The 17,820-nt window shown below is 54.3% G+C and carries 14 protein-coding genes and 1 pseudogene; 10 read left to right on the forward strand and 5 right to left on the reverse strand.

The features are described 5' to 3' along the window. The first annotated feature begins 102 nt into the window (after positions 1-102). From EN857_RS11485 to EN857_RS36300, 3 genes and pseudogenes are all read left to right on the forward strand, one after another. On the forward strand, positions 103-2,445 hold the full coding sequence (locus EN857_RS11485; protein WP_135858578.1) for an arylsulfatase: 2,343 nt from the start codon (positions 103-105) through the stop codon (positions 2,443-2,445). Between the two features lie 492 nt (positions 2,446-2,937). Further along, positions 2,938-3,309, forward strand: coding sequence for a hypothetical protein (locus tag EN857_RS34665; protein ID WP_189521641.1), 372 nt, complete (start codon positions 2,938-2,940; stop codon positions 3,307-3,309). Positions 3,310-3,787: 478 nt separating this feature from the next. Beyond that, positions 3,788-3,871, forward strand: a pseudogene (locus EN857_RS36300) (IS66 family transposase zinc-finger binding domain-containing protein); the annotation flags it as partial. A gap of 35 nt (positions 3,872-3,906) precedes the next feature. Here EN857_RS36300 and EN857_RS11500 read toward each other — a convergent pair. Beyond that, the gene (locus EN857_RS11500; RefSeq protein ID WP_135858581.1) at positions 3,907-4,920 is read right to left on the reverse strand and encodes a LysR family transcriptional regulator; all 1,014 of its coding nucleotides are present in this window, start codon (positions 4,918-4,920) and stop codon (positions 3,907-3,909) included. Between the two features lie 254 nt (positions 4,921-5,174). On the opposite strand from EN857_RS11500, the gene EN857_RS11505 reads away from it, so the two are divergent. Together EN857_RS11505 and EN857_RS11510 are read left to right on the forward strand one after the other, a co-directional pair. Next, positions 5,175-7,595, forward strand: a complete 2,421-nt coding sequence (locus EN857_RS11505; RefSeq protein ID WP_135858583.1) for an FAD-dependent oxidoreductase — start codon at positions 5,175-5,177, stop codon at positions 7,593-7,595. A gap of 59 nt (positions 7,596-7,654) precedes the next feature. Beyond that, positions 7,655-8,677 (forward strand): GlxA family transcriptional regulator, encoded by a 1,023-nt coding sequence (locus EN857_RS11510; protein WP_135858585.1) that lies wholly within the window; start codon positions 7,655-7,657, stop codon positions 8,675-8,677. A 27-nt stretch (positions 8,678-8,704) separates the two neighbouring features. Here EN857_RS11510 and EN857_RS11515 read toward each other — a convergent pair whose 3' ends face one another. Then, positions 8,705-9,664, reverse strand: coding sequence for a LysR family transcriptional regulator (locus tag EN857_RS11515; RefSeq protein WP_135858587.1), 960 nt, complete (start codon positions 9,662-9,664; stop codon positions 8,705-8,707). A gap of 111 nt (positions 9,665-9,775) precedes the next feature. On the opposite strand from EN857_RS11515, the gene EN857_RS11520 reads away from it, so the two are divergent. The 4 genes from EN857_RS11520 to hisD all read left to right on the forward strand — a co-directional run bounded on the left by EN857_RS11520 (position 9,776) and on the right by hisD (position 14,111). Next, positions 9,776-10,798 carry a D-cysteine desulfhydrase gene (locus EN857_RS11520; RefSeq protein WP_135858589.1) on the forward strand — a complete coding sequence of 341 codons (1,023 nt, stop codon included), beginning with the start codon at positions 9,776-9,778 and terminating at the stop codon, positions 10,796-10,798. Between the two features lie 3 nt (positions 10,799-10,801). Then, positions 10,802-12,010, forward strand: coding sequence for a DegT/DnrJ/EryC1/StrS family aminotransferase (locus EN857_RS11525; protein ID WP_135858591.1), 1,209 nt, complete (start codon positions 10,802-10,804; stop codon positions 12,008-12,010). Then, entirely contained in the window at positions 12,007-12,711 is a 705-nt protein-coding gene (locus EN857_RS11530) for an amino acid racemase (RefSeq protein ID WP_281035919.1), read from the forward strand. Before EN857_RS11525 ends, EN857_RS11530 begins: the two co-directional genes overlap by 4 nt. A 98-nt stretch (positions 12,712-12,809) precedes the next feature. Beyond that, positions 12,810-14,111: a histidinol dehydrogenase gene (gene hisD, locus EN857_RS11535; protein WP_135858596.1), complete on the forward strand. Its 1,302-nt coding sequence runs from the start codon at positions 12,810-12,812 to the stop codon at positions 14,109-14,111. Positions 14,112-14,155: 44 nt separating this feature from the next. Here the strand turns inward: hisD and EN857_RS11540 are convergent, their stop codons facing one another. Genes EN857_RS11540 through EN857_RS11550 form a run of 3 tightly spaced genes read right to left on the reverse strand, consistent with a single transcriptional unit; the run spans position 14,156 to position 16,762 of the window. Beyond that, positions 14,156-14,788: a dimethylsulfonioproprionate lyase family protein gene (locus EN857_RS11540; RefSeq protein ID WP_135858598.1), complete on the reverse strand. Its 633-nt coding sequence runs from the start codon at positions 14,786-14,788 to the stop codon at positions 14,156-14,158. A 14-nt stretch (positions 14,789-14,802) separates the two neighbouring features. Beyond that, on the reverse strand, positions 14,803-15,840 hold the full coding sequence (locus EN857_RS11545; RefSeq protein WP_135858600.1) for a betaine/proline/choline family ABC transporter ATP-binding protein: 1,038 nt from the start codon (positions 15,838-15,840) through the stop codon (positions 14,803-14,805). Positions 15,841-15,883: 43 nt separating this feature from the next. Then, positions 15,884-16,762, reverse strand: coding sequence for a DeoR/GlpR family DNA-binding transcription regulator (locus EN857_RS11550; RefSeq protein WP_135858602.1), 879 nt, complete (start codon positions 16,760-16,762; stop codon positions 15,884-15,886). An 86-nt stretch (positions 16,763-16,848) separates the two neighbouring features. On the opposite strand from EN857_RS11550, the gene EN857_RS11555 reads away from it, so the two are divergent. Continuing rightward, a complete protein-coding gene (locus EN857_RS11555) occupies positions 16,849-17,790 on the forward strand; it encodes an ABC transporter substrate-binding protein (protein WP_245511290.1) in 942 nt (313 codons plus the stop codon). Positions 17,791-17,820: the final 30 nt, after the last annotated feature.

The following is a 17,820-nucleotide window of genomic DNA, read 5'->3' on the forward strand; positions in this document are numbered from 1 at the left end:
CAGGTATAGGAACTCTGCGCGTTCGAAAAACACCCCCGAAAGCGCCTCTGCGAACATCGGTTTTAGAACCGTAGCCATCTAATCGCAAAAAAGGAAATAAACATGTCAAACCGATCGCGCCATACGCTCCCTATTGCCGACTTCCCGCCCCGTCCATCAATCCATGAGGATGCCAGGGATTGCCCCGCGACTGAAGCAGCAGCACCAGGTCCTACTGCTCCCAAGGGAGCACCAAACGTGGTCGTCATTTTGTTAGATGACATGGGTTTTGGCGCCTCTAGCGCTTTCGGGGGTCCCTGCGAAATGCCAACGGCAAATAGACTCGCTAAGGGCGGTCTTCGCTATTCAAGATTCCACGTTAATCCAATGTGCTCGCCTACCCGACAGTCGCTGATGACCGGCCGCAACCATCACGCAGTCGGCATGGGTAATGTTTGCGAGTTTTGCACAAGTCATCCAGGAAATGATTCTATTCGGCCGGCTTCGGCAGCGCCGATCGCCGAGATACTTCGATTGAATGGATATAACACCGCTGCGTTCGGAAAAATGCACCAGACCCCTCTTTGGGAGGTCAGCCCGATTGGCCCCTTCGAGAGATGGCCAACTGGTGAAGGCTTTGAGAAGTTCTACGGCTTTATCGGGCCGGAAATGAACCACTGGCAGCCATTGTTGTATGATGGAACCACGCCAGTTGAACCGGTCTCAACTGATGGGAGATATCATCTCAGCGAAGACGTCTGTGAAAGGGCGGTGAACTGGCTTGAGATGCAGCAGAGCTATAGCCCCGATAAACCCTTCTTCATGTACCTCCCCATGGCCGCCACGCACGCTCCGCTCCACGTTCCGCCAGAGTTCCCTAAAAAATATAAAGGCAAGTTCGCCCACGGCTATACTAAGCAGCGAGAAATGACCCTTGCTCGCCAGAAGGAAATCGGCGTGATTCCGGAAGATGCTGACCTCGCACCTTGGGTCGAGGGCTTTCCACACTGGCATGAACTCACGCAAGACCAAAAGTTGCTATCCGAGCGGTTTATGGAAACATACGCCGGCACTGCGGAGCACGTTGACACTCAGATAGGCAAAGTGGTGGATGCGCTCGACAGATTGAAGTTACTCGACAATACCTTCATCGTTTACATTCTGGGCGACAACGGGGCTTCGGCGGAAGGTCGGCCGTTCGGCACTCTCAATATGGAGCGGAGTTACAGCGGGATCGATGATTCTGTGGACTTTATGCTCGAGCATATGGAAACCATTGGAGGTCCAGATTCATACCCTCAATACCCGGCCGGCTGGGCGTTGGCGATGAACACTCCCTATCAATGGGCCAAGCAAGTACCATCCCATTTCGGGTGCACTCGTGATGGCATGATAGTTCATTGGCCTAAAGGTATCGAAAGGCCCGGCGACATCCGCCAACAGTGGCACCATGTCACGGACATAGTTCCTACCATCCTCGAGATTGCAGGACTGCCTGTACCACATGCTGTGCACGGAGTTACTCAGCAGAGGATGGACGGAATCAGCCTCGCCTATTCAATGAACGATGGAGACGCATCGGACCGCCGTAAGACCCAGTATTTCGAGATCCTCGGGAATAGATCAATCTATCACGATGGCTGGATTGCTTCGGCTATGCATTTTGCGCCTTGGGCACCACACATTTCAAAAGGCGGAAAATATCTGGATGAGAAGTGGCAGCTATATGACCTGTCAAACGATTGGTCCCAAGCTCACGATGTAGCAGAGCAGCATCCGGAAAAGTTGCGTGAGCTACAGCAGTTATTTGTCATGGAAGCGTCTCGCAACAATGTATTTCCTTTGGACGACCGCGCCGAAGAGTTGATGAACAAAACCATTGCGAACCGGCCAGATCCGTTGAACGGCAGAACATCAATGGTGTTCTATGAAGGCATGACGAGATTGACGGAAGATTCCATCTTGAACGTCAAAAACGCCTCGCACCACATCTCTGCGGAAATCACGCTCACTACTGGGGCGAGTGACGGGGTCATAATAGCGCAAGGCGGTCGGTTCGGTGGATGGGTCCTACACTTGGTAGACGGGGTTCCAACTTACACCTACAACTATTTCGGCTTGAATATCACAGATGTCCGATGTTCAGACGCACTTGGGCCTGGACGGCACAGCGTGTTGATAGCGTTCGACTATGACGGCGGGGGCCTGGGTCAGGGGGCTCGTGTCCAGATAAGCTGCAATGGTGGCCCGGTTAGCGAGGGCCGCCTGGAAAAGACGGCGCCCTTCATATTCTCTTGTTATGAGACCACTGACATTGGGGTAGATCTCGGCACACCGGTAAGCCCTCGGTACTTTGAGCGGGAGAGCAAGCTCAGGGGAGGGCGTATAGACTCTGTCACATTGACTCTCGAAGAGCCGAATCCGGTTGGCGATCCGGCGTTCCTGCGGCGGTTGGCGTCAGAGTAAGGGCAGCCGTCGCGAATTGCCGACAGAAGGCAGCCAGCGCCTCGTGTCCACCCACGAGGCGCTGGCGAGGAGTACCTCAACGGCTTGCCTCCTATTTGTGTCTGGACGCGGTCCAGCAGATCATCCAAGGGCTCAGGAATTGTAACCATTCGGCAAGGGCCGCGGAGACGTGATTTCGGGCGATGGTTTTCTCTGCGGCTAGCGTTCCGCGGTGCGTGACCAGCAGCCCCCAGCTCTCGACGATATTCCGAGGTTGTCGATGCGGTCTTCGGTGTAGACGACGATAGGTTTGCGTGGGGAGCGTGGAGCATTCTGGCTGAATGGAATGGCCATCGTTTGGCGACGACATGCTCTAAGAAAATCCGTTCGAACATCACGTTGGGGAAGTTGTTTGTCTACACAGCGACACACCAGGGTTGGACTTCTACTCTGGTGGCTCATTCTTGATTGCTGAATCGGGTCGCGAATATGGTTGCCGGAGAACCGAATGACGTGCGTTTGAAAAATGTCGACGGCCAATGGATTGTTCAGGTCATCGAAAATGGCAAAGTAACTCGCCATTCATTCAAGTCTCGAGCCGTTGCCGAGAGCTACGCCGAATTCCAGCGAGTTAGACTCGACCTGCCCGGAAAGCCACCAATTTGGGAGGAGAAACTGGGAGATGAGCGCCCTAAGAGGCTTCGTGAAATACCAGACTTTATCCTCGACGATGTTCTCGACCTCGCCGAGTACTCTGATCGTGGTATTGTCACTACCCTAGTTGATACACACGGAGTTCGCCTCCGTCTCCACCTCACAGTCGTGACCTCAGAATTGCTTTGCGAGCGAATTGCCAGCGCGCTGGAGCACCGGTACGGCGAATAGCCATCCAGAAGCCAACTGCTTTCGTGGATCGACAGTGATCACGCAATAGTATCGGAGATCTTGGCGTGGCCGACATAGGTCGAGAGCGCCGCCATGGCGTTGTCGATATCGGCGCCCAAGTGTGGCGCAGGTCGTGAATGCGCACCGCGCCATGGCCGCCCTGTGCGGTCCAACCAAGGTTGTTCGAAGCTTCTGGAAGACCTTATTGATCTGCCGATGGGCGATGAATCCGCTCGCCGGAGACAGAATAGGGGTGTGTCCTCGGTAAGCGCACCATGACGCGCCCGAACCGCCAGATAGCACCGTAGCTCGGCTACGACGGTGGCGTGTATGGGCACATGCCCCGAGTTGCGGTGCTCCGAACCGGCCACGGGAAGTGACGTGGAACGGCCTTTGGCGGCCAAAGCCATTGCGCTGTTCGCGGTTCGAGAAGTTCGGCCAACACCAGCCGCGGAATCGACAGAGCGAACGCGCTGGTATTCCGCGCCAATGGAAGGTCATCCAGACGGTGCGCGAGAAGTTCTCGTGTCGGCAGTGCGAGGCGATCACCCAGCCGCCGGCGTTCCCTACAAGGCGGCCCTCACCGGAGGGATGGAATTACTCCTCCATAATCTGAATAGGTGGCAGAGCCCTTGGCGCAATCGCCGAGAACCGAGGCAATAGGTGGTCGCGAAATAGTTGGCGGCAGTCATCGGCAAGCTGTTGGGGTAAATGGCCAAGTTCGCCGCTACGGGCCACGAGATAAATCTCGCGAGAAAACGCGGGAAACGGCATTGTCATAATATCGACATCCGGCAGGAAGCGCTCCGCATCCAAAATGTTTAGAGGCGTGGCCAATGCCCAGCCTTTCGCTTTGACGACCATCGCCAACACGGAGCGGGATGCCTCGAATGCATACCGGTTACGGATCTTGAACCGCAAGCGCTTCATTTGCTGCGCCACGATGCGCCCGATAGGCATCGTCTCCGAGTACTGAACGAAAGGCAGACTCAGCAGCTGCTCGCGTAGGTCCAGTTTTGAATCGATCATATCTTTGGCGACTATCAGAACGAATGGCTCCCGTAGAAGTGGAATTAGCTGAAACCGGGAGCTGTCTGTAGGCAGAACGACAGAGACGCCGATGTCCGCTTCGCGGTCGACAAGTCGTCTCGTAATTGAATCTGAATGGCCTGAGTACACGTTAACAAAACAATTGCTAAACCTTGTCTGCAAGTTGTCTACTAGGACGGGCGTCAGTGACGCATCTAGATCGTCTATCACCGCCAGTTTCAGCTGTGGCAGATTAGAGAGCTTGAGCTCGGCCAGCTCGGCGCGCGCATCCGCAACGGACTCGAGTATACGGTGAGCGTGTACCCGAAGGATTTGACCGGCCGGCGTCAAAGTCACAGGCCGCGTGCGTCTATCGAAGAGCTTCGACCCTAACACGGTCTCTAGGTTCGAAATTTGCTGCGATACTCCAGATGGGCTGCCACCAATCTGTGCGGCTGCTGCTCCGATAGAACCTGTCTCTTCCACGGCGACAAAGACCTGCAAGCTCCGAAAACTCAGTCCAGATTTCGGATCGACTGAAGACTCGGCCTCTTTCGAGGATGAGCGGGCTTTGAGATCCATAGTTGCTTCGCCCTTTCACGATTGGGATCGGTCCTTTGCAATATGCTCACGTGCTGGCATGCGCTGCTCCCTAGCGCCGTGCCCCTGCGCAAGCCCCATCACCGTACAAACCTAGGACGCCCAGGGCGATTTTAGAAGTCTGAAACTGCTCGTTTCGAAGTTCTGAAGAAGGGAAAACAGACTGGCGTCGAGCGGCTCTCTGGAGCAACAGTCGCAACGTGAAGGCGTTGGCCTTCGGAGGATCAGGAAGCCATATGAAATCCCATACACAGGTGGTCGTTGTTGGCGGAGGCATTGGAGGATGCTCAACGCTTTATCATCTCACGAAGGAGGGGATCTCAGATTGCGTACTTGTCGAGCGCGATGAGCTTACCTCTGGCACGACTTGGCACTCAGCCGCCCAGGTCACCAATTTTGGTGGTACTCAGACGATGGTTGGCCTCAAGAGCCACTCCATCCGGCTCTACAAGGAGCTCGCGGACGACCCTGAATACCCGATCAACTATCATCATGCTACCGGCGGAATTCGGCTCGCATCTACACAGGATCATGTCGATGGTTATCGACACTTCATTAGCCAGGCTAGGGGCATGGAAGTTGAGTTTGAGTTTATCGATGCAGCCGAGTGCCAGCGTCGCCACCCACTCATTTCTACCCAGGGTCTTCTGGGAGCTCTGTGGGATCCCCTCGATGGTGACATCGATCCAGCTCAGCTCTGTCAGGCCTTAGCGCGCAGGGCGCGCAAAGCGGGCGCGGAAATCTATCGTTTCAACCCAGTGCTTGGTGTCATTCAAAAGCCAGACCATACATGGATCGTTCGCACAAGGAACGGTGACATCCACTGCGAGGCAATCGTGAACGCTGGCGGCTATCGTTGCAACGAATTGGGCGCCATGATGGAAGTGGAGTTTCCGGTAACGTCAATGGAGCATCAGTACATGCTCACGGAGCCGGTCGCCGAGCTTCGAGACCTCGGATTCCGGGTCCCGCTTATACGCTGTCCCACCGATGACTTTTACTCCAGGCAGGAGAAGCAGGGCTTATTGGTCGGCTTCTACGAGCAACAATGCAAAACCTGGGGTCTCAATGGCATTGATCCAGACTTCAGCATGGCATTGTGCCCCGACGACCTCGATCGGGTTATTGATGTGATGGAAGGGGCATTCAATAGATTGCCGTGTCTATCGAGCGTGGGGGTCCACTCCGTTGTCAACGGCCCAATCACTTACACGCCGGATGGTTTGCCCTTGGTTGGCCGCATCCCGGGGAAGCGAAACGCTTATTGCATTGTTGGACTCCGCGCAGGTCTTGGCGAGGGCGGCGGTCATGGCTGGCTTCTGGCGCAGATCATTGCTCATGGAGAAGCGTGCTACGATACGTGGTGCATCGATCCGAGGCGGTTTTCCCGTTATGCAAATGTGGAATACACAGCCCTAAAGGCAATCGAGGATTATCAAAACGAATTTCGCTTTCATATGCCGCATGAACACCGGCCGGCTGGTCGGCCGGCCAAGACTACTCCACTTACGCAGAGGCTTGCAGACATGAACGCAGACTTCGGTGTGGTAAATGGGTGGGAGCGGGCGGCATTCTTCAAGCCTTCTTCATCCTTCAGCGAAAATCACTCGTTCAGATTTAACAACACGTTCGATATCGTGGCATCCGAAGTCGAGACGGTACGTTCGGCCGTGGGTATCATGGAGGTGTCGGGGTTCAACCGTTATGAAATCACCGGTCAGAATTGCGTGGATTGGCTGGATGAAATTGTCTGCTCGCGACTAAATCGCAAGGAAGGGAAGGTGGGCCTCTGCTATTTCCTGAATGATCAGGGCAACGTCAAGGGAGAGGCAACTATTGCAAACCTACCGGGCGGCAAGATCTGGTATGGATCAGCCGCGGCAGCGGAATACCACGATATGGACTGGCTTGCGGCTCGATTGCCCACCGACGGCTCAGTGCAGATCACCAGCTTAACCAATGACTACACCATTCTCGTGGTGGCCGGGCCAAAATCGCGTGAGGTTTTGGCACTCGCGGCGCCCCGCACCGATTGGTCCAAAGATGGCTTTCCTTGGCTCTCAGTCCGGAGAACGACGATAGGGACGGCCGAGGCCGTTGCTATGTCAGTTTCGTTTTCGGGCGAGTTAGCGTGGGAGTTACATGTACCAAACGCTCAGCTACAGCGGGCGTTCTCGGCAATATGGGAAGCTGGCGCAGACTTCGGAATTCGGCCATTCGGGAGCTATGCGACTGAATCGATGCGGTTGGAAAAAGGTTACCGACACTGGAAGGCTGATTTAATAACGGAGTACGACCCGTTTGAGAGCGGCTTGGAGCGGTTTGTCGATTTGCGGAAGGAGTTTGTTGGAAAGGACGCATTGATGAGTAAGCAAAAGGAACGTCCCCGCAAACGTTTTGTCTCAATGATAATCCACGGTGCGTTGGGAACGGCGCAACCAGGTGACTCAATCGTCGCCAATGATCGGGTAATCGGAACGGTTACATCGGCTGCATTCGGACACCGTATTAGCAAGAATCTGGCGATGGGATTTGTCGACCCGAAATTTTCGGCAATAAGAACAAAGGTCGGCGTTGAGATCGTTGGGAGGGTATGTCCCGCGACAGTGTCAGATGCCTTGCTCTACGACGCTGAAAATCGCCTCGTGAGACAATAAAATTCGCTGCACATTTCTGCGCGTCTGGGTTGAGGTCAACGTTGCTATCGTTGGATAAAATGGCTACAAGCAAAATGGAAAGCAATTCTAGCAAGAGAGATGCCTCAGATTGCTCTGAATACGTGCTGGTGCTTTCTCCTGGGTTCTCAAATCTGAGTCTATCCGCACTAATTGAGCCACTATATATTGCTAATAAGATCCTTCTGCGCGAGCAGTTCAAGTGGCGATTTGTAAGCTCGGATGGACAAGGGGTGACATCCTCGAGCGGCTTTCAAGTCTCGGTCGCAAATTCGATTGAAGACGAGAGTAAGAGGATCGGTTTAGGCGTTAAGCCGCGGAGGCTCGTTCTTTGCACCGGTGAAGGAGTACATAACCACATCGATGCGACCCTCCTTCGACTAATCAGGTACTGTACTAGAATTCAGGTGCCGATCGTTGCGATCGGAACGGCGACCTTTGTGCTGGCACATGCAGGTCTTCTAACCGAAGGCGAATGCACCGTGCATTGGCCGCAGATAGCAGTCCTTGCTGAAAGCTATGGCCGGATTAATGTTCAGAACGCCCTGTTCGTCACGAAAGGGTCGCTGACGACCTGTGCGGGAGAGCTTTCCACGTTTGATTTTGCGATTGACCTAATTACCAATGAATTGGGTCCCGAATTGGCTCGAGAGGTTCGCTCGCTCGCGGTTGCGGATCAGTCGCGCTCGGGAGAGCAGAGGCAGACAGCACCGCCAGGACTGGGTACTCGAGAAGCGAGTGACAAACTCATGAAAGTCGTCGGCCTAATGGAACGTCACGCAGACGAGAAACTTAGAATAGATGAGCTTGCTCAGAAAGTTCAATTGTCGCGCCGGCAGATAGAGCGTATGTTTCGGCGTCATGTCGGCGCCACCCCATGGCAATACTACACTACGCTGAGACTTGAGAGAGCTAGACAGATGGTAAGATATACAAGTCTGCCGATTATCGAGGTAGCTGTTGCCTGTGGTTTTGAAACTCCATCCCATTTTACCAAACGTTTCAGAGATCAATTCGACATTTCGCCAAGCGCCCTTCGGCGTGTGTCGACACCGAAACGCTAATAAGCGACTTACTTAGTTCTGCTCGACCTAGCTCTCGTAATAATCACCCTTGTCAGTGAAATAGGGTCCGACGGACTCATCGCCGATCTTAGACGCAGTTGTCGAGCCCAGCAGTCGTAACCAAAACGCATTTTCGACAGAGCTAGTCGCGCCGGCAAGGCGCACCGCAACTATGTCCATAGGACACGACGGTAACTGGTCCGAGATGTCACAAAGCTTTCCGGCAGTCATCCTCTCTCGCGCTAAGCTTTCTGGAACCCAGGCGACTGCCAACCCTGAGGAGGCCATTTCGATAGAAGCCAAAGTCAAAGCGGTCTCTGCTTTCGGAACGGGCAGGGCGTTCACCATCGGCAGTACCTTACGTGCCATGACTTCACCCAGAAACACCTCAGACGGATACGCGACAATGGGGATCTCCCCTTTGCTGAGGCTGTCGTCCAGGCGCGGCCTCGCCGCTGGCGCAATTACCGGGATAAGGCGGTCCTGTGCAATGATCTCGCTTTCTATATATATCCCACTTATCGGTAGGTCTTCGTTCGGCAACTTATAGATGATGGCGATGTCAGCTTCACGAGAGAGAAGATGACCGATACATTCGCCGAGATTTGCAGATCGGAGGCGAAGATAAATGTCCTTTTCGTACGTGTGAGCTTTTTCAACGAAAGAAGAGGTAAGGCTTGCAGTAAGGGCGTGCTGGCTGGATATAACCAAAGTGTTGCGCGCCATTCGATCAGTTCGTCTGAGATCGACCAACAGTTGTTTTAGCATGCCGACCATCTGAACAATTCGATCACGATGTTCGTGGGTTGTGTCACGCAGTTGGATGGGTTTCCGGCTTCGGTCAAACAACTCTACGCCGACATAATGCTCTATGTTCTGAATTCGCCGCGAAAATGCTGACTGGGTAAGACGCCGCCGCTCGGCAGCTTCACTAAATGATCCGGTTTCCGCCACAACCAGAATGTCTTCTAGCCATTCCAAGCGCATCGGTTCCACCTATCATGCAAAAATCGCAATTTAATGCGAATATTTCGCATTTGCAATCTGGCATCTGGTTCTGTTTCAGTCTCATTCTGCAAATTGATGAAAGGTCGTTCAATGCACCTGGCTCGCTTTCCACGTCTGTTCCTCGCCCATTTGCCGACACCCCTTGAGCGGCTTGACAGGCTGGCCAAAGAGCTTGGCGGCCCCGAAATCTGGGTTAAGAGGGACGACTGCACCGGATTATCCACCGGGGGTAACAAGACTAGAAAATTGGAATTCCTAATGGCCGAGGCGGAGGCGAGGAAGGCCGAGGTCGTCATGACACAAGGCGCAATTCAATCAAACCATGCACGGCAGACGGCTGCCTTTGCAGCGAAGTTAGGGATGAAATGCCATATTTTGCTCGAAGATCGAATGGGTTCGGTCGATCCCAATTACAATCACAACGGCAACGTTCTACTTGATGGACTCCATGGGGCGACCCTCGAGCGACGGCCCGCCGGTCTTGACATGAACGCCGAAATGGAAGCCGTCGCCGAAAGCCTTCGTCGAGATGGCCGCAGGGTGTACACCATCCCTGGTGGAGGATCGAATGCCACGGGGGCGCTTGGCTATGCCAACTGCGCTTTTGAACTGATCGGCCAAGCCAATAATAGCGGCATCGTAATCGATCAGTTGATAACGGCTACCGGTAGCGCTGGAACTCAGGCCGGCCTTATCGTTGGGCTAAAGGCGATTAACGCAAAGGTACCTCTCCTCGGCTTCAGTGTCCGAGCCCCAAAGGAAAGACAAGAGCAAAGCGTGTTCAACGTGGCCTTACAGACGGCGGCGAAGCTAGGGTGTCCTGATGTCGTTCAGCGGTCTGATATAGTAGCCGACAGCGACTACGTCGGCGACGGGTACGGTGTCCCGCGGCATGATACATTGGAGGCTATTCGTATGTTTGCCGAACTCGAAGGTATTCTCTTGGACCCCGTTTATTCGGGAAAAGGGGCAGCCGGATTGATCGATTACTGTCGAAAAGGTCGCTTCAAGTCCGGGCAGCGGATCGTCTTTCTTCACACGGGAGGATCATCTGCGTTGTTCGGTTACGACAAAGCCTTTGCCGAGGGCGAAACTTCGATAGCTAAAGGCTAAACGATGGCCGAGAAGGTGTTCACGGGGAATTTCACGCAGCAACAGCCCTTGCCGGAGGCCGCTATTGAGGCTGCCGTTTCGGTTCTTCGGTCTGGACGATTGCATCGATATAACACGGCTCCGAATGAGATTTCCGAGACTGCCGCACTAGAACATGAATACGCCGAGTGGCAGGGGGCGCGGTACTGCCTGGCGGTAGCGTCGGGTGGCCAGGCAATTCAGATTGCTCTGCGAGCAGCCGGCGTTGGCCCCGGCGATGCAGTGCTTACGAATGGCTTCACCCTTGCCCCGGTACCGGGTTCGATCGCTGCGGTCGGTGCCCACGCCATACTGGTCGAAATAGATCGGAATTTGGTGATGGATCTGGATGATCTGTCGGCCAAGATACGGACCAGCGGCGCTCGCCACATCTTGGTATCCCATATGCGTGGGCATCTCTGTGACATGGAGCGGTTGATGGCTATCGCAAGCGCCGCGGATGTAGTCGTGATCGAGGATTGCGCTCACACGATGGGGTCGAGCTGGAATGGTAGGAAGTCTGGGGCTTTTGGCCAAGCCGGCTGTTTTAGTACACAAACGTACAAACATCTAAATTCAGGTGAAGGCGGACTCTTGACCTCGGACGACCCGGATTTCATGGCGCGCGCGACACTGATGTCTGGGTCATACATGCTCTATGACCGGCACGGCGCTGGTCCCGATCGCTCGAGCTTCTTTCAAGCCCGTTATGAGACGCCCCAGTTTTCAACGCGAATGGATAACCTACGCGCCGCAATCTTGCGGCCGCAGCTTGCCGAAATCGATACCAGCATCGATAATTGGAACCACCGCTATGATCGAATGGCAGAGCATCTTGAATGCCATGAATGGATCCGACTTCCCAAGCGACCCCGCGCTGAAAAGTACGTCGGATCTTCCATCCAATTTTTCGTCGACGGCATCGCTTCGGACACTGCCGTTAAGTTCCTTGCGATGCTCGGCGACTCTGGAGTCGAGTTAAAGTGGTTCGGTTCCCCGGAGCCGACGGGATATACTTCGGCTCATACCAGCTGGAGATACATTGCACCTCAGAAACTGCCGGCAACGGAGCGCATCCTTTCCGGCCTATTCGATATGCGCATTCCGCTTAGTTTCAGCGTGGAAGATTGTGATCAAATTGCACATCTCATCATAGAAAAAGGCAGTCAGATTTTTCGGGCCGGATGCCAATGAGTCTCAGGCGCGTTGGCATCCTAGGGGGCATGGGCCCCGAAGCGACTATCCTGTTAATGCAAAAGATCGTAGACGCTGTCGATGCGAAGGACGACGCTGATCATGTTCCATTGATAGTCGATCAAAATTCGCAAGTTCCCTCTCGCATCGCTCATCTACTCGAGGGCGGTGACGCGAATCCGGGCCCCTGTCTCTCGGCGATGGCGGTTCGGCTGGAAGCAGCTGGTGCCGAGGCGATCGCAATGCCCTGCAACACTGCTCATCATTATGCAGAGGCTATCTGCTCTGCAGTGAGCGTGCCGTTTCTGAACATGATTGATTTGTCGGTCCAGCGAGTTGTCAAGCTCCAGCGTAGCCGAGGCGTGGTGGGCGTTTTGGCCTCGCCTGCAGTGCGCAAGTTGGGCCTCCTCGACGCCGCGCTATCACGAATTGGAATGGAGGCGATTTACGCAGACGACGAAGTCGCGCTTCTTGCGACCATAAAGCGGATCAAATCGGCCGGCGTTACAATGACCTCACGCGAAGTCATTTCGACGGCTTCGCAGCAGCTGCTAAAGCGAGGAGCAATGGTACAATTAATCGCCTGCAGCGAATTCTCGCTACTTGCGGATTCTTGTGCTTCGGATGTCCTGGCGGTCGATACCCTTGATTGCCTTGTGGAGGCAATCGTCGATTTCTCTATCGGGCGGGACCATAGCTAAGCCGGTTCGCCAACGACCACGTAGGATTATAAAAACGTATGCTCGTTAGCTCACTGCTGTTTCGCCCTAATTTGGCGCGATTATAGGGAGTTGAATCTTTGATCTATCTCAAAAAGGCGGGTCCATCTTCCGAGACGGGACAAGCAAACGTCCGTTCTTTGGTCGATTCGATTTTGGCAGAGATTCGTCAGGACGGAGAAGTTGCCGCTACCCGATTTGCGAAACAACTCGACAAGTGGGACGGTGACATTTTGCTGTCCGCAGAGGCCCGGCAAGCGGCCATCGCCAGCGTCCCGGAGAAGCTCAGATCCGATATCTGTTTTGCCCATGAAAATGTCAAGCGCTTCGCTGAAGCTCAGAAGTCAACACTCAAAGAGTGCGAAGTCGAGATCATCCCTGGGCTGGTCGCTGGGCAAAAGCACATCCCAGTCTCAGCAGCCGGCTGCTACGTTCCGGGCGGCCGGTACAGCCACATTGCAAGCGCGATAATGACGATCACGACCGCGAAGGTGGCCGGTGTACCTCGCATAACAGCCTGTTCCCCGCCGAGGCCCGGAATAGGGATCCCCCCCGCAATTATTTTCGCAATGGATCTTTGCGGCGCAGATAGCATCTTGAATCTTGGGGGCGTGCAAGGCATTGCGGCGATGGCAAACGGCCTGTTCGGTCTTCCGAAATCCGACATTCTGGTAGGCCCCGGCAACCAGTACGTGGCCGAAGCAAAGCGTGCGCTTTTTGGCGAGGTCGGCATCGACATGTTTGCTGGTCCGACCGACAGTATGATTATCGCCGATAGTTTGGCCGACCCAGAAATCGTGACGTGGGATTTGGTCGGCCAGGCCGAACATGGTTACAATTCACCAGTGTGGTTGGTAACAACCGACCGGTTCCTAGCTGAACGAGTTCTCGAATTAGCGCCAAAATACATCGAGACGCTCCCGGAGCCTAACCGTAGCAACGCCAATGCTGCTTGGACAGATCATGCGGAGGTCATTTTGTGTCGGGACGACGTTGAAATGGCGGATGTAGCGGACGACTATGCGCCAGAGCACTTGCACGTACAGACCTTGAACGTCGATTGGTGGCTGCAGCGACTCCGTTGTTACGGCTCTCTGTTCCTTGGCGAGGAGACTACCGTCGCATTCGGAGACAAAGCGGCAGGGCCAAACCATGTGCTGCCGACCTCCAGGGCAGCCCGATATACTGGCGGCCTCTCGGTGCACAAATTCATGAAAACGGTGACATGGCAGAGAGCAACGCGGGCCGCTTCTCGCGTCCTCGCAGTTGCAACTGCTCGCATCTCACGCGTAGAAGGCATGGAAGGCCACGCACGAAGTGCAGACACGCGATTGACGAAGTACTATCCTGGAGAGATATTCGAGACTCATTCGATGACATGAGGAATAGCGGCAGATAGCCATTCGTCCGGCCTTCGGAGCCTTCATCACGCGTGGGGCATATACAAAGAAGAGGGCGTCGAGCCCTTTTGTGATCTGAGCACCCAGAAGGCTAACAGGGGCAAAGGACCGGATCGCATCGCATGTTGAATTGACGGAGGATTGTAGAAACTACCTCCAATGCCAGGGGCAAACCATTCTCCTGAACCATGCCAAAACTCACCCTCTGAAAGGGCAAGATAGACTTCCTCAGGTGAATGCTGGTGCACGGGATAGCAAACGTGCGGACCCAAAATGGAGGCGCCGAGCCAAACGTCGTGCCGATCCTCAATGCCATTGGGCCCGATTATCATCGCATTTGCGTGACCGTCGATAAAGTTGGCGCTTGCGAATTCCTGGGGAGGATCTCGCCGCCATCGAATCCGAGACTCGATGGCGTTAAATGCTGTCAAAAGGCGGAGCAGTGATGGATCGTCGTCCTCGGCCAGCCTGACCTCATTGAGATATTGACAGGCCGGCAGCGATAATCCGAACTCCACCCGTTCGGGCCTTGGGTTTTCCAGCGCCGAAAAGACGCATGATATTGCTTGGCGTGACGAACGGTCAGTCGCATGAATTTCAAACGCAGCTCTCGCTGCGTTTATCAATTCTTGAAGGGAATCAGACCGCCGCTTTTGCATGGGTGCTTGGAATTCTATCTGTTCAACAAGACGTCCACGACGCGAGCCTTCGCGAGAATGCCGACCGGCTGATCTTGGTCGTCGACAACCAAAGCGTCGCTGTCATTGTCGAGGAGCTCAGCGGCTATATTAACTATTCGAGATTTTGACTGGACCCGTAGGGTGGGAAGAGATTCGGTTAAATCTCCGCTCATGAGACTTGAGACCGGGAGCACCCGCGCCTTCTGCACATCTCCTGTAAATTTCCGGACGTAGTCATCTGCTGGCCTAGATATAAATTCCTCAGGACTACCAGTCTGAATAATTTCGCCGTCCCTCATAATCGCAATTCGGTCGGCGAGCCGGATAGCTTCATCGAAATCGTGCGTGACCATAACGATAGTTTTTTGAATTGTCTTCTGCAGGCGAATTAACTCATCTTGCATCTCTCGCCGGATTAGCGGATCGAGAGCGGAAAATGGCTCATCCATGAACAGGATTTCCGGTTTGGCCGTGAGCGCTCTAGCAATACCTACTCGCTGCTGTTGCCCTCCCGACAGCTCGCGAGGATAGTAATTTTCGCGACCCTTCAGTCCTACGAAGTCGATTACCGCTTGCGCATCGACTTGACGATCGCGCTTGTCGCAGCCTTTGATTGTAAGAGGAAACGCCACATTCTCCAGGACGGTAGCGTGGGGTAAAAGCGCAAAGTTTTGAAAGACCATGCCCATTTTGGAGCGTCTCAACGATCGCAGTTCCGCTTCGTTAAGAGAAAGGATGTCGACCCCATCGACCGCCACCTTTCCAACTGTCGGTGAGATCAATTTAGAGAGACATCGAAGGAGCGTAGATTTCCCTGACCCCGACAACCCCATAATGACGAAAATTTCGCCGGGGTAAATTTCGAGGGACGCCTCACGAACCGCGCAGATGTAGCCGGAGGCCGCAACTTCTTTGGGACTAGGATTTCCGCTATGATTTGCGAGGAAATCCCCGGCGTTTGAGCCATAAAGCTTCCACAAATTTGAACAGGAAATCTTTGCTATGCCGGGCTTAGCGGCGATGGCGTCCATAGTTGCACCTCCAGTTTATTTTAGGCCCACCGGGCTCTTTCTCCTAGGACGATTCTGTTAGATGCCCTGCGATCACAACGTCAATTCCGAGAACCCGAAATGGCTGCAAAACATCCGGGTTTAAGCATCCTGTTATGAGAGTGTTTATACTAGTAGCTGGGAGCGCTGTTATCCTGTCATGACCGCCGAGTTTTCTAGCGTTGGCTACCACGACCGTTGTTCTGGCGCGCTCAGACATTAACCTCGCAATCATCGCATCGGCTTCATATGAATAGCTGAGGCCGGCCTCTGCAGAGAAGCTCTCGGCAGCGATAAACGCTAGATCAGCGTTGAACTGATTGAGCATCTGTTCAGCGAAAGTTCCTGAGGTTCCTAGACTTCGGTGACGAAGAACTCCCCCGAGCAAATATGTATTTATGCGTGGACTTTCTGAGAGCAGTGTTGCGATATTTACGCCCGGGGTTATCACTGTCACCTTGAGATTCCGCGCGACGAGTTCCCTCGCGATGCCCAGCACTGTTGACCCATCATTCATTAGCAACGTCGCGTCCTGCGCGACCATGTCAACGGCAGACTGGGCAATGGCTTTCTTCTCTGCGGCGTCAGTTTGCTCGCGCACCGCAAATTCCTGATCCGCACCCCGAGGGGCCTCGACGGTGGCGCCGCCGTGGGTTCGCCTGACAACACCTTCGTCCTCTAGTTTTCCGAGATCTCGCCTGACTGTGGGAAGAGATACCCCTAACGCTTTCGACAGTGCGTCCACCGAGACGGCTCCGTCGATCAGGAGACGCTTCAGAATCTCTTGTCGCCGATAGGGATAGCTTTGATTGTTCATGGCGAACTGGATATCGCCTTCGTCCTTGATGCGCAATACGAAACATAAGCGAACGATACGACATAAAAAAAGAACGATATCGATCAATTTTAAGATTGATTGGTTTCGATTTTTGGGATAGCTCTGCCGATGCCTCTAAACGGGCGCCACAAGAAAATTGGGAGGTGGAGTTGGTGTCTAAGACCAAGCGATTGACGGGTTTCGTTGCGGCTTGTGCCCTGACTGTTATGAGCGCGCTGCCTGCCGTCGCGGCTGGGGTGCCCGAGTCAAAGGACCCTCTGAAGCTTGTGATGATGGGCTACTCAGGTGATAACATCATCATGTTCATTTACGGGAAGCTGCTGCAAAAGCTGGGCTACACCGTCGAGTGGACACCTGCGGATTATCTCGGACAATTCGCGGGAATTGAAACGGGGGATTTGACGATTGGCTCTCCCGGCTGGGATACGACTGCGAAGGCAGCTCTAAAGGAGGCGTTCGCCACCGGGAAAGTGTTGAACATGGGTGATATGGGAATCCCTGTTCATGAAGACTGGTGGTACCCGTTGTACGTAAAGGACGTTTGCCCGGGACTTCCTGATTGGACAGCCTTGAAGAATCCGGATTGCATCAAGGCTCTCTCGACCGCGGAAACCGATCCCAAAGCTCGTTTCCTGTCTGGTCCAGTTGAATGGGGTGGCCACGACCAAGAGCGAATCGATGCCCTGGGTCTGAATTTTGAGATTATACATGCAGGCTCGGATGCCGCTCTCACAGCAGAATTCACGGCGGCTATCAAGCGCAAGCAACCTATCATTGGATGGACCTGGGAGCCGTATTGGCTGCCGGCGCAGTACGAAGGTGAGTTCGTCAAGTGGCCTGAATATACCGACGCATGCTACGACGAGAAAAGGTTCGACTGTGCGCGTCCGTCGGGTCGCATGTGGAAGACGGCTTGGGCCGGCGGCGAGAGCAAATGGCCGAAGGCGTATGAGGTTTTGCGTAAGTTCCAACTAGACACGAAGACGATGGGCGCGCTGGTCGCACGAAGCGATGTCGACGGAATTGGGCCGGAGAAGGCCGCCGAGGAGTGGCTTGCGCAGAATGAATCCGTCTGGAAGCCGTGGCTGCAATAGCCGCCAAACGGATAAAGCCGTCTAGGCTGA

The organism is Mesorhizobium sp. M4B.F.Ca.ET.214.01.1.1, from assembly GCF_004791545.1.
In the GTDB taxonomy this organism is placed as follows: domain Bacteria; phylum Pseudomonadota; class Alphaproteobacteria; order Rhizobiales; family Rhizobiaceae; genus Mesorhizobium; species Mesorhizobium abyssinicae.

What these genes read in the sequence shown, in the direction of transcription:
- EN857_RS11485 (WP_135858578.1), top strand. Translation starts at nt 103, where the DNA reads ATGTCAAACCGATCGCGCCATACGCTCCCTATTGCCGACTTCCCGCCC.
- EN857_RS11500 (WP_135858581.1), bottom strand. Translation starts at nt 4,920, where the DNA reads ATGGATCTCAAAGCCCGCTCATCCTCGAAAGAGGCCGAGTCTTCAGTC.
- EN857_RS11505 (WP_135858583.1), top strand. Translation starts at nt 5,175, where the DNA reads ATGAAATCCCATACACAGGTGGTCGTTGTTGGCGGAGGCATTGGAGGA.
- EN857_RS11510 (WP_135858585.1), top strand. Translation starts at nt 7,655, where the DNA reads ATGGCTACAAGCAAAATGGAAAGCAATTCTAGCAAGAGAGATGCCTCA.
- EN857_RS11515 (WP_135858587.1), bottom strand. Translation starts at nt 9,664, where the DNA reads ATGCGCTTGGAATGGCTAGAAGACATTCTGGTTGTGGCGGAAACCGGA.
- EN857_RS11520 (WP_135858589.1), top strand. Translation starts at nt 9,776, where the DNA reads ATGCACCTGGCTCGCTTTCCACGTCTGTTCCTCGCCCATTTGCCGACA.
- EN857_RS11525 (WP_135858591.1), top strand. Translation starts at nt 10,802, where the DNA reads ATGGCCGAGAAGGTGTTCACGGGGAATTTCACGCAGCAACAGCCCTTG.
- EN857_RS11530 (WP_281035919.1), top strand. Translation starts at nt 12,007, where the DNA reads ATGAGTCTCAGGCGCGTTGGCATCCTAGGGGGCATGGGCCCCGAAGCG.
- EN857_RS11540 (WP_135858598.1), bottom strand. Translation starts at nt 14,788, where the DNA reads ATGCAAAAGCGGCGGTCTGATTCCCTTCAAGAATTGATAAACGCAGCG.
- EN857_RS11545 (WP_135858600.1), bottom strand. Translation starts at nt 15,840, where the DNA reads ATGGACGCCATCGCCGCTAAGCCCGGCATAGCAAAGATTTCCTGTTCA.